A 12,867-nucleotide genomic window follows, 5' to 3' on the forward strand; every position below is an offset into this window, starting at 1 on the left:
TTTTTCCGACAATTTCAAACCGCCATAAACCTACATTTTTAAACCGCTATTGACAGGTAATCTATATTTTTAAGTAAATATCGTTTTAGGAAGAGGGGATGACAATGAAAAATAATAGTAAAAAAATAATTCTTGGAATCGTTTTAATCCTGTTTTTATATGTGGGTCTAGGAGTAAATTATTCTGCGGCTAAGCCATTAAATGCAGTCGAAAAAAAGAGTGTCGTCACAAAGAAGGAAAAAGCATTACGTGCAAAATTCAGTGATAATAGGCAATTAGTTGACAAACAGATTGTCAAATCAGTTGATATTTTTAGTTTAGAAAATAAAAATGCTCAAGAAATAAGGATTGAGCCAGAAGCTGATTTTTTACCTAATGGTAGTTTAGTAAAAGTGAATTGGAATCTTGAATTAAAAGAAGGAAGTTCAAAGTATAATAAAGGTGATATATTTGAAATAAATATCCCAGATTGGATTGATGTTGAAAAAGACGGTGAAGGAAATATTGATGATGGGAGTGCAGGTGGGACAGCTAAATATTATTTATCTAAAAGCGAAGGTAAAATTAGAATAGAGTTGATCAAGGATGTAGTGTCAGCTAAGTATACAATTTTTACTCGGGCTAATTTAAAAGTAAAAGATGATCAAAAGTCGATCCTTAGAGAATTATCTTTTGATACGACGAGTGGTAAACAAACCTATCATCTGAGCGTTCCTTTCAATACAAAAAAAGGAAATCCAAATATTTATTTACCAAAAGGAAAACTCGCTTTTTATAATGCTACGGGACAGGCAGATAAAAAAATGCCCGTAAAAGCAAAAATTGAATACCAAACGAATCAATACCAGTTAAATTTGGATCGTATAAAGTTAAAGCTTTATAACAGTATGTATCCTAGTCATGGTGTTACGAATAAAATTATTTCCGAATCGATTAAAATTTATGGGAAAGAGAACAAATCAACTGGTGAAGAACTATCACCAGAAGAATTAATCACGCAAGATAAGTACGACGTTTTATCTCAACAAGATGGTTCGATTGAGATAAAATTTAAAGGGAAATATCGAAAAATGCTTAGGTTTACTTATGATGTAGAAATTAACTATGATGATTTTAAACCTAGTCCTGGAGCGAAACGAATTCCTTTTAATCCCTATTTATCATTTACAGAGAACACATTGATTAACTATCCTATAATAAAATCAACTAACGTTGAACTCATTGGAGATTATATAGAGGTCGAATCAAAAAGTGCTCGTGAATATCTTAAGTTAAAAAATATTGACACACAAGGTCGTCTGATTGACATTCTTCTATATATTAACTTAGATGAAAAAGAATTAAAGAAAGGCTCGGAGCTACTTTTATCAACAACTAATCATGAGGTCACTTATTTAAACAAAATATTAAATGAACCAATTAAACAAACACATGTTAGCATGACGGAAGATGGTGAAGAAACGCTTGAAAAAGATAAATTTAAGACAAGCAATGACTGGGAAGTACTCCCTGCAGATAATGGTCATAAATTAAAATTAGTGTACAAGGGAGAAACGACAACGGACTCTTTAGCACTTCAATTTAGAGTTGGAACGTCGGCAAATCGTAATGAACATATCAATAAATACATTGTGACGGGGAAAGATGATTTAGGTAAAGAAGAAAAATCAGAGCTCGAAGTACGTACTTCAACATTACCCATTGTTGTTAATAACAAGATATCAGCAACTCAAGAGGATCAACTTGAGCTGAATTTCACTAACTACGAAAATAATACAAATCTAGGTCATATTACTTTAAGTAATTTTACATTTGAAATAGGCCCTTCATCTGACGGTTTAAAACCTTATTATTTGGAGGGACTCATTTCATCAGATTTGAAAGGGAAAGCGATAAATGGTAGTATAAAAAATTTAGTTGAAAACGAAGATTATAAAATTTCTGTTTTAGAAGGTAGAAAAGTTGTCATTACATTTTTGAAAGAAAATATGAACTATCAATTGTTAGGAAATTTGAAACTTAAATATGATATGTCGAATTTTATAACGTCTTCTTTAAATTATCAATCCATTTACATAGATTCGTTTATTGAGGAAAGAGGGACGGGGTTAAAACGTTATCATTATGAAAACCAATCTTTTTCTATTGACCAATCTCTTTATAAAAACATTCCTTTTTCAGTCAGTGAACATGTGAATCGTGATACTGAATTAGATAAAAGGTACGAAAATAAAGAGGGACAAGGACTTCCAATTAATAGTAACTTATTAGTTGTGAATCCAAAAAAACAAGAAGTCAATCAACCAAAGGTAACCATCACATCCGATTCTTATAATAACTTAAATCAGCTCCTTTTTTATGACAAAAAAGAAGAAGATAAAATAATGGTTTATAAATTAGAAAACAAGCTAAATACATCAGACTATAATTATCAATCCATTATAGAAAAATTAAAACCTATTGATAACAGTCTTTATAGAATTAAAGAGCTGGATACTTCCTCTGCTGAAATCATTTTTAATAAAAAAATAAACGATCCAGTTGTTATAAAATCAAGATGGAAAACATCGGTACCAACCTTAGAAATTCCAGGTGGAAGAATTAAGTATAAGGTGACAGATTCAGAAGATATGAATGATAGTACAGAAAGTCGAGTGGATATGGCAAGCTCGTTAAGAGGGACAGCTACTTGGAAAAAAAATCAAGAATATGATAATGTGGGTGATTTAGATTTTGCATTTCAGGATGCTTCTAAGACAAAAGGTAAAATAATTAAAGGAACGACAATTGTTTTTACACCGAATGCGAAAAATTTTGGAGCACTGGAAATTATGAATGGACATATTCTACTTAAAGATGAAGAAAATCAAGAGCTGCCTTCAAACCTCGTCAGAGTGATAAAAGATTCCAATCAATTTAAAGTCGTTTTTAATGCTGATATGGATGCGAGAGTTAAGTTGACAATACCAATCGTTTCAAGTACTTCTCAATCCGTTTCTTTTAATTCTCAGGCTTTGATTCATCATGAAAGTAACAGTAGATATACTTATACAACGCCAGCTTTGGTTAACTTAGATACAAACAGTCTTGAGCTAATACCCGATTCTTCTGGTGGGAGTGGTAATTTAACGTTAACGAGCGCGAAGTTAACAGTGAGAGATAAAGGAACTGGAAAAGGAATACCCAATGCTATTTTTGAATTAAAAGATGATGTTTCTAATCATACACAGTTAATAGGCCCTTCAGATGAAAATGGTAATATCCATTTAAATAATGCCTTAGTTTCAAAGTATTATTTGAAACAATTAGAACCACCGGAAGGTTACGATTTGAATCCGGAATATTCTGAAGGCTCTGGAAAAGAACTTCGTTTTAGTGAAAATAGTGTTGAGAATAACTTTTTTGTTGATTTGTCAGCAACGAGCAGAGTAGTTGTGAAATTTACTTATGCTGATGGGACGCCTATTTTAGAAAAAAATATTGAAGCGGTCACAATTGTTCATCCAAAACACACACCGTTAGATTTAACTACTCATCCTGAAATAAAGAAAGTAAAAGATAAAATGAAAGATTTAAGTTCTGATTATCGTTTGATTAAATTTGATGCTGGTAATGTGACGGGGACTGAAAATAATTTAGTGCTAACGGAAGATACACAAACGGTATTTTATAAGTATGAAGGGTTAGTCTCAATAAACGCACCCGATCAATTAACTTTTGAAAAAGGGAAAGCGAGTCCTTTCAAGCAAGAGTTAAAAACGAAACTAACGGAGCCGTTTAAATTAGTCTTGAGAGATAATCGCCAACAAAGTATTAGTCCCTCGACAGAGTCTTTTTACACTCGCGGTAATTTTAAGATTCAAGCAAGATTATCACACCCTTTTGAAGGGGTTGAAACTGGTGGGCATCTAGCCAATTCAACATTACTTTATTTTAAAGGAAGTCAGCCTTTTTCTTTAGAAGGGGTAGGGAGTGAAATTTTGCAGTCTGTTCAGGAGAGTGCTGGACCAGAGAAAAAAACATTTGAATATATTTTAGATGATCCGAGTTTTTCGAAAAAAAATGATGGCTTTATCCTCGATGTCCCAGCTGGAGAAGCTAAAGCTCAAACATATCAAGGTGAGATGAGTTTTGACTTTATTCAAGGACCGTAAGTTAGCCAGATCGTTAGACCAACCAAACCCTTAGGAAAATATTAATAAATAAAAAAAATAATTATTTTCCATGCATGTTCGCTCTCTTTCTGTTACAATGTAACAGAAGAAATTTTAAGGAGGCTAGCTCTATGAAAAATTCCCAACTCGCAGCAATTTTAAAAAGATTGAGTGCTATGATAGAAGCTAATGACAGTGAAGTTCAAGTTCGTCGATTTGAAAGGGAAGGTCAAGAGCGTTGCATCGTTACTTTCGATAGTAATAATGAGATGTTTGAAATGACTGAATCTGGTTCGCAAGAAAGCTATCAATTTGATGATATTGATTTAGTAGCATTAGAAATTTTTGAATTGTTACAAGACTAATTTTTTAGTCTAGTCAATCGTTAGTATGATAAGGTAAAAATAATAAAAAGAAACTTGAGAGACGCTTCATATTCTCAAGTTCTTTTTTTATAGAAAGAAGTGGGCTTAATTAAAATGAAAGAAATACCTGATTTGACTAAAAAGCATCGAGAATTAGCTAAACTAAGTTTAGAAAACAGACAATTGGATCAAGCTTTATATCATTTTGAAGCAGCATTTGAAAGACAACCTGATTATGAGTTAGCACAATCATTGGTTAGTCTTCTTATTGAACAAGGGGATATGAAGGAAGCGACTTACTATTTGAAATTATTTGACGCACAATTTAAAAAGGAGGCAATTGGCTTTTCACTCTATTTAAAATTACTAATAGCGGAACAAAATTATTTACGAATGGATTGTTTATGGGAAACTCAATCTGAGGAAATAAAAGAAGCGACACGTTCTATCTATCAAACCGCTCGTGATTATTATCTGACCTTTTCTAAAGAATTTATTTTGAAGAAACAGGCAGCTATAACAAAAATATCTGACTTAGAGCCAATGGAACAGATGTTACGTTCAAAAGAAGTTAAATATTTGCCAAAAGAGTTCTTTTTAGATACAATGCAATCCTTATTAAAAAAAGAAGACTTAGCTCCCTTGGTACGCTCAGATTGGTTTAATCGGTTAGTTGAATTACAGAGCACTGAAGTGGTTGAGGTATGTGATTTGGAAGGCGACGTACAAAAGTGCTTGCCTGTTGAATTTAAAACGTTAAGTGGCGTTTTACAAAGCAGTGCCTTGTTAAATGGAATAAAAGAGTCACTTCAAGCGAATCATCCAAGTTATTATCAACCTATCGTTCAATTGGTTACGTTACATATTGGCTTGAACTATCCCTTTACTGCTTTATTTGATAAGGAAATAACAAGTTGGGTGTCTGCTTATTTAGACTTGTTTGAAATCGAGAGGATTCAAATGAGTTCAATGAATGAATCTGGATTAAGTCTACGGAAGTTAAAGATTAAAGAGTTTGAAGGGAAATTCAGACAAATGTAGACGTAACAAGAAAAAGAGTCGATTAAAAATGTTTACATTCCGCAAACGATAGTGTAAGATTGTAAGGTATGAACAGTTATAAAATTGTAATATGAAACAATTCGGAGGTAATTATACATGTCTATTAAATGGGAAAAAAAAGGAACAAATGATGGAATCTTAACATTTGAAATTCCACAAGATAAAATTGAAGTTGGATTAAAAGCTGCATTTAATCGTATTAAAAAAGATATCAGTATTCCTGGTTTCCGTAAAGGAAAAGTATCACGCCAAATGTTTGCTAAAATGTATGGCGAAGAATCTTTATACGAAGATGCTTTGAACTTTGTTTTACCAGAAATGTATCAATTAGCAATTGAAGAAGCTGCTATTGATCCAGTAACGCAACCAAAAATTGATGTTACAAGTATGGAAAAAGGTCAACCTTGGACAATTACAGCAGAAGTGATTGTAAAACCAGAAGTTAAATTAGGCGACTACAAAAACTTAACAGTTCCTAAACAAGACCGTGAAGTAACAGAGGCAGATGTTGAAGAAAACTTAAAAACAAAACAAGCGAATCAAGCTGAGTTAGTTCTTAAAGAAGGTACATCTGTTGATGGTGATACTGTTGTTATTGATTTTGAAGGCTTCAAAGATGATGTAGCATTTGAAGGCGGTAAAGGTGACAATTACTCACTAGAATTAGGTTCAAATTCATTTATTCCTGGATTTGAAGAACAATTAGTTGGAACTAAAGCTGGTGATGAACTAGACGTTAACGTCACTTTCCCAGAAGAATATCAAGCAGAAGATTTAGCAGGTCAAGCAGTTGTTTTCAAAGTTAAAGTTCATGAAGTTAAAGCAAAAGAACTTCCAGAATTAGATGATGAATTTGCTAAAGATATTGACGAAAAAGTTGAAACTCTAGCTGAATTACGTGAAAACATTAAGGAAGAATTAACAAATACAAAATTAGCAGCGGCAACTGAAGCTGTTGAAGAAGCAGCAATTGCGCAAGCAGTTGAAAATGCTGAGATTGTTGATTTACCACATGAAATGGTACATGATGAAGTTCACCGTAGCATGGAAGAATTCTTAGGAAATATGCAACGTCAAGGAATCACTCCTGAATTGTACTATCAAATGACAGGAACAACTGAAGCAGATTTACATAAACAATTTGAAGGCGATGCAGAAAACCGCGTCAAAACAAATCTTGTAATTGAAGCAATTGTTGCTGCAGAAAACTTTGAAGTGACTGCAGAAGATCTTGAAAAAGAAGTTAAAGAATTAGCAGCTCAATATGGTATGGATGAGAAAGCCGTTCGTGGCGCATTGAATGATGATATGCTTGCTCATGATATCAACATGAAACGTGCGGTTGAAGTAATTACATCTTCTGCAAAAGAAGCTTAATTCTTCAAAATTGACGTAAGGTGAAGGTCTCTGATCTTCGCCTTTTTTCACCTTATTAAGTGCACTTCTGTTTTTTATGTGGTAGTATAAATAAGATAAGATGATGTAAGAGTCAATCAAGGATTAGGACCTTTCATGTTTATGAATTAGGAGGTAGGTTCATGTACGATAACACTGGAGAAAATAAGGATGTTCGCTGTTCTTTTTGTGGGAAATCACAAGATGAAGTCAAGAAGCTAGTAGCGGGACCTGGTGTGTACATTTGTAATGAATGTATTGATTTATGTAAAGAAATCATTGACGAAGAAATTCAAGACGAAATGGCAACGGATTTAATTAATATTTTAAAACCACAAGAAATTTTAGAAGTCTTAAATGAATATGTCATTGGTCAAGAGCGAGCGAAACGAGTTCTAGCTGTCGCTGTTTATAATCACTATAAACGTGTCCAACAGTTAATGCTTGAAGAGGATGTTGAAGAAGACGAAGTTGAACTTCAAAAAAGTAATATTTGTTTGATAGGACCAACGGGATCAGGTAAAACATTTCTAGCGCAAACTTTAGCAAGAACATTGAATGTTCCTTTTGCAATTGCAGATGCAACGAGTCTAACAGAAGCTGGTTATGTTGGTGAAGATGTTGAAAATATCCTTCTAAAACTACTTCAATCAGCAGATTTCAATGTTGAAAAAGCCGAACATGGTATTATTTATATAGATGAGATTGATAAGATTGCTCGTAAGAGTGAGAATGTATCAATCACTCGTGATGTATCTGGAGAAGGCGTTCAACAAGCCCTTTTAAAAATATTAGAAGGAACGGTAGCAAGTGTTCCGCCACAAGGTGGACGTAAGCACCCACAACAGGAACTCATTCAAATAGACACAACGAATATATTATTCATTGTTGGTGGGGCATTTGATGGAATTGAAACGATTGTCAAAGAACGCTTAGGCGAAAAAGTGATTGGTTTTGGTTCTACGAATAAAAAACGCAATGAAGAAGCAAGCGTGATGGCGCAAATTATTCCAGAAGACTTGTTAAAATTTGGGCTAATACCTGAGTTTATTGGTCGTTTGCCTGTGATGGCTTCGCTAGAAAAATTAACAGAAGCAGACTTGGTTCGTATTTTAACAGAACCTAAAAATGCGTTAGTTAAACAATATAAAAAATTATTGTCTATTGATGATGTTCAATTAGACTTCACACCAGGAGCGTTGAACGAAATTGCTAATCAAGCAATTGAACGAAATACGGGAGCTCGTGGGTTGAGATCTATCATTGAACATATAATGATGGATATTATGTATGAGATTCCAACACGTGAGGACGTCGACAAAGTAGTCATTACAAAAGAAGCTGTTTTGGATGAAGGAACCCCTGAATTAACACTTAAAGCTAATTAAGACGTAAGGAACAACACCAATAAAGCCAGTAGTCTGGTTTTGTTGGTGTTTTTTTTGATTTCTTCGTCTTGTAAAAGAGTAGAAAGGGATTTATTGGGGAAAGAAATAAAGAACTTTGCTTTAAATTTATAAAGTTTACTAAGACTTTACAAGTTTACAGGTTTTAAGTTTACAAAGGGTTGGTAGAATTCATTTGTAAACAAAAACAAAGGAGATTTAAAACATGAAAAAATTCTTATTCTCATTATCGGTGGTTGGTTTAACATTAGGGTTGGCAGCATGTGGTAGTGGTCAAGCAAAAGAAGATAAAGGTAATACTGGAAAATCAAGCAATGACAAAGTTGAAGTTACAGCAGTTGGTTCAACAGCGCTTCAACCATTAGTAGAGCAGGTTGCTGAAATTTATATGACGGATCATCCTAATTATTCAATTACGGTTCAAGGTGGCGGTAGTGGTACAGGGTTGACGCAAGTTTCAAGTGGTGCGGTTGATATCGGTAATTCTGATGTCTTTGCAGAAGAAAAAGACGGGATCGATGCTTCAAAAATAGAAGATCATCGTGTCGCAGTTGTTGGAGTTGCTCCAGTTGTGAATAAAGAAGTTGGGATTGATAATGTAACAGCCGCCCAATTAAAAGAGATTTTTACTGGTAAGATTACGAATTGGAAAGAGGTTGGAGGGAAAGATCAAAAAATCGAATTAATTAATCGTGCCTCTGGTAGTGGAACACGTGCAACGTTCGAACAATGGGTCTTAGATGGCGAACAACCTACCAAGGGTCAAGAGCAAGATTCATCAGGGACTGTCCGTAAAATTGTAGCTGAAACACCAGGTGCCATTAGTTACTTAGCCTTTTCTTATATTGATGAAAGTATCTTAGGTTTATCAATTGATAAAATAGAACCTAAAGATGAAAATGTTCAAGATAACTCTTGGAAGATTTGGGCTTATGAGCATATGTATACACAGAAAGAGGCATCAAAAGAAATTTTAGCTTTTGTTGAGTATATGAAGAGTGAAGATGTTCAAAAAAATGTAGTCAAAGAATTGGGTTATATTCCAATGTCAGGAATGAAAGTGGAGCGAACGGTTGACGGAAAGATCAAATAGGAAACGCTCATATTCTAGATAATATTTGCTGATATGCTATAATGAAGCAAATAAACGTTAGAGAGGATGCTTATGAGTGATGAAGCGAATGTTAGTTGTGGATGATGAACCTTCAATCACGACCCTTCTTAAATATAATCTGGAAAAAGAAAATTTTGAGGTGGAAGTCGCTCATGATGGTCAACAAGCCATTGATGCGGCGCTTTCGACCTCATTTGATTTTATTATTTTAGATTTAATGCTACCAAAAGTGAATGGATTTGACGTGACGAAACGTTTACGAAAAGAACATGTTCAAACCCCGATTATTATGCTTACGGCTAAAGACGATACGGTGGATAAGATTATAGGACTGGAAATGGGAGCGGATGATTACTTAACGAAACCATTTAGTCCGAGGGAACTTGTGGCTAGAATACGTGCTGTAGAACGACGTTATGAAAGTCAGCAAATAGTGACTGAAAAAAAATCAATGCAGGATAATAAAGGTAAGGCTGAGACTCAAGATAGTTTAAAAATTGGAGAACTTGTTGCCTATCCTAAAGATTATCGAGTTTTAAAAAATGATGTAGAATTAAGTTTTACAAAAAAGGAATTTGAATTATTAATTTATTTTATGCGTCGATTGAACCGGATTATCAGTCGTGAAGAACTCATGACTTCAATTTGGCAAGATGAAATGTATCATCTATCGAGAACGGTGGATATACATGTTAGCCATTTGCGTGAAAAGATTGAAGACCAGCCTAAAAAACCTAAATATATCGTAACAGTCCGTGGGTTTGGGTATAAATTTCAGGAGCCAGAGCGATGAAAGAAGAAAGTAAAAAGAGGTCACCCTTTTTGATAGGAGTTGGGATCATTCTACTTTTTATTGGAGGTGGTATTTATACCACTTCTTTTTTTAAAAGTGAGGTAATTTCTCAACAAAAAGAAAAATTGGCGACAGAAATTGATTTGTTAACGCCTTTTTTAGTTGAGAATAATCAATTAAAGGTTGATGAACAGCGATTAGATGAGAGTATTCAAGCCAATGAAAGACTAACTCTTTTAGATACAGAGGGACAAATCATTTATGACTCATCACATCAGGCATTAGCTAAGGGAACTCGAGAAAAAAGGCCAGAAATAAAAAGTATTTTAGAACATAAAGAAAAAATAGGGGCTTCTATTCGAGAAAGTGATACGGTAAAAAGCAAATTTATTTATGTGGCTAAACCAATTTATGAGAAGCAACAGTTTCTGGGTATCTTACGATTGTCTGAAGAATACACAGGAGTCTCAAAATCATTAGAACGCTTTAAACGTCAACTTGTTGGTGTTTTTTTACTCTTAGCGTTCGCCCTTTTGGTAATGTATTACTTTTTAATGAAACAAAGCCGTAAACCCATCCAGTTTATCCTACCTATCTTGAGAGATGCCATCAAAAATCCAAATAAAAAGCAAAAAGTAGTAGATGCGCCTTCTGAGTGGCAAGCGCTCTATGAAACGGTTTACGAGTTGATGGATGAAACCAATACTTTATACTATAGGCAGAAGCAAGATGAGAACAAATTACATTTTCTTTTTGAAAATTTGGATATTGGGATTTTTATCTTTAGTCAAGGATTAGAAGTAACATTGGTTAATCAAGTTGCTGAAAAATTATTTCCTAAAAATAAAAAAGGGTCATCTGTTCTAGATTGGTTGAAAGAGCCACAATTACAGGAAATGATTCGAGAAGTGATGACAAGTAAACAATTAGTTCAGAGTGAATTACAAGTTTTATCTCCTAAGTTTCATGAATTGAAGATTATTATCCGTCCTTTAATTTTAGATCCTGAAAAAAAAGAATATGTTGGTATTATCTATGATGTCACAGATATTCGCCAAATTGAACGGGTACATGAGGATTTTATTAGTAATATTTCTCATGAGTTGAAAACACCAACAACATCAATCATGGGGTTTGCTGAGACCCTTCTTTCTGGTGCAAAAGATGACCCCGAAGTAACGACTCAATTTTTAGAAATTATTGAAACAGAGAGTCATCGTTTGATGAGTTTAATTCAAAATATCATGATGCTACTTAAAACTAAAAAAGATGTTTATATGTTAGATGAGGTTAGTGTCAGTCCTAAAACAGTTATTGAAAAAGAATTGGAACGTTTTCGTTTTAAATTGGAAGCGAAACAAATTGAGGTTCAGTTCGATAGTGTTTTCTCAGAGGAACTTGAGTTACCAGGAAATGCATTTCAACTAATTGTAAAAAATTTAATTGAAAATGCGATTGAATATACAGAAGATCAAGGAAAAATATTTATTTACTTAGTCGAGCAAAATAATGAGTTTATTTTTACGGTAGAAGATACAGGTATTGGTATTTCAGTTGAAGATCAATATCGTATTTTTGAACGTTTTTATCGTGTAAGTGAATCTCGCCAACGCAATACTGGAGGGTCTGGTCTTGGATTATCGATTGTTCTGCATTATGTTACTATTTTAGGTGGTAGTGTTAAATTAACGAGTGAGCGATACGAGGGCACAACGGTGATTGTTCGATTACCATTTAAACGAGAGAGATGAATTTAAGTGTTCATTTCTTCTTTTTTTTGTTATGATGAAAGAGATTTTATAAAGAAAGTAGTGAATACTATGAAAGTCAATCATGCAGAGATTGTAATTAGTGCGGTGAGTCCAGAACAATATCCTAAGACACCGTTACCAGAAATTGCTCTAGCTGGTCGATCTAATGTGGGGAAATCGTCATTTATTAATACATTAATTGACCGCAAGGGATTAGCTAGAACATCAAGTAAACCAGGAAAAACACAAACGTTAAATTTTTATCTAATTGAAGAAGCGTTACATTTTGTCGATGTTCCTGGTTATGGATATGCAAAGGTATCTAAAACAGAACGTGCAAAATGGGGCGAGATGATTGAAACATATCTAACTCAAAGAGAACAAATGAAAGCTGTAGTCTCTGTGATCGATATGCGTCATGACCCAACGGCGGATGATATCCAGATGTATCAATTCTTAAAATATTATAAAATTCCAGTGATTGTTGTAGCAACTAAAGCTGACAAAATACCTAGAGGAAAATGGAACAAACATGAATCGGCGATTAAGAAAAATTTAAATTTTGATCCGAGTGATGATTTTATTGTTTTTTCATCAGAAACTAAAACAGGAAAAGAAGAAGCTTGGCGAGCAATTGAAAAATATTTATAGAAATGAAGGATAATTGCTCCTTCGTCAAATGATGTGAATGAGTTTCTAAATTGAATAAAATAAAAGTTAAAGCAGAGTATAAAAACTCTGTTTTTTTTGTTATTTACTGATAAAAGCTAATTCTTACGGTTTATTGTGTAACTGATTTTAATTGACTCATCGCTTATTGTGAATTT

At 33.7% G+C, this 12,867-nt stretch carries 9 protein-coding genes; all 9 read left to right on the plus strand.

The genetic code is table 11. The features are described from left to right. Positions 1-104: 104 nt before the first annotated feature. The 9 genes from ACTJFD_RS03820 (at position 105) to yihA (ending at position 12,691) form a co-directional block, all read left to right on the plus strand. Positions 105-4,154: an MSCRAMM family protein gene (locus ACTJFD_RS03820; protein WP_442259789.1), complete on the plus strand. Its 4,050-nt coding sequence runs from the start codon at positions 105-107 to the stop codon at positions 4,152-4,154. Between the two features lie 131 nt (positions 4,155-4,285). After that, entirely contained in the window at positions 4,286-4,519 is a 234-nt protein-coding gene (locus ACTJFD_RS03825) for a YkuJ family protein (protein ID WP_442259790.1), read from the plus strand. A 114-nt stretch (positions 4,520-4,633) separates the two neighbouring features. Next, the gene (locus ACTJFD_RS03830; RefSeq protein ID WP_442259791.1) at positions 4,634-5,560 is read left to right on the plus strand and encodes a hypothetical protein; all 927 of its coding nucleotides are present in this window, start codon (positions 4,634-4,636) and stop codon (positions 5,558-5,560) included. A 117-nt stretch (positions 5,561-5,677) separates the two neighbouring features. Next, on the plus strand, positions 5,678-6,958 hold the full coding sequence (tig, locus tag ACTJFD_RS03835) for a trigger factor (protein ID WP_442259792.1): 1,281 nt from the start codon (positions 5,678-5,680) through the stop codon (positions 6,956-6,958). Between the two features lie 161 nt (positions 6,959-7,119). Further along, positions 7,120-8,364, plus strand: a complete 1,245-nt coding sequence (gene clpX / locus ACTJFD_RS03840; protein WP_442259793.1) for an ATP-dependent Clp protease ATP-binding subunit ClpX — start codon at positions 7,120-7,122, stop codon at positions 8,362-8,364. 223 nt (positions 8,365-8,587) lie between these two features. Beyond that, positions 8,588-9,475 carry a phosphate ABC transporter substrate-binding protein PstS family protein gene (locus ACTJFD_RS03845; RefSeq protein ID WP_442259794.1) on the plus strand — a complete coding sequence of 296 codons (888 nt, stop codon included), beginning with the start codon at positions 8,588-8,590 and terminating at the stop codon, positions 9,473-9,475. A gap of 79 nt (positions 9,476-9,554) precedes the next feature. After that, entirely contained in the window at positions 9,555-10,289 is a 735-nt protein-coding gene (locus tag ACTJFD_RS03850; RefSeq protein WP_442259795.1) for a response regulator transcription factor, read from the plus strand. Next, positions 10,286-12,040, plus strand: coding sequence for an ATP-binding protein (locus ACTJFD_RS03855; RefSeq protein ID WP_442259796.1), 1,755 nt, complete (start codon positions 10,286-10,288; stop codon positions 12,038-12,040). Before ACTJFD_RS03850 ends, ACTJFD_RS03855 begins: the two co-directional genes overlap by 4 nt. Positions 12,041-12,109: 69 nt before the next feature. After that, positions 12,110-12,691: a ribosome biogenesis GTP-binding protein YihA/YsxC gene (gene yihA, locus ACTJFD_RS03860; RefSeq protein ID WP_442259797.1), complete on the plus strand. Its 582-nt coding sequence runs from the start codon at positions 12,110-12,112 to the stop codon at positions 12,689-12,691. Positions 12,692-12,867 lie beyond the last annotated feature (176 nt).

This window comes from Vagococcus sp. (genome assembly GCF_052102835.1).
Lineage (GTDB): Bacteria > Bacillota > Bacilli > Lactobacillales > Vagococcaceae > Vagococcus.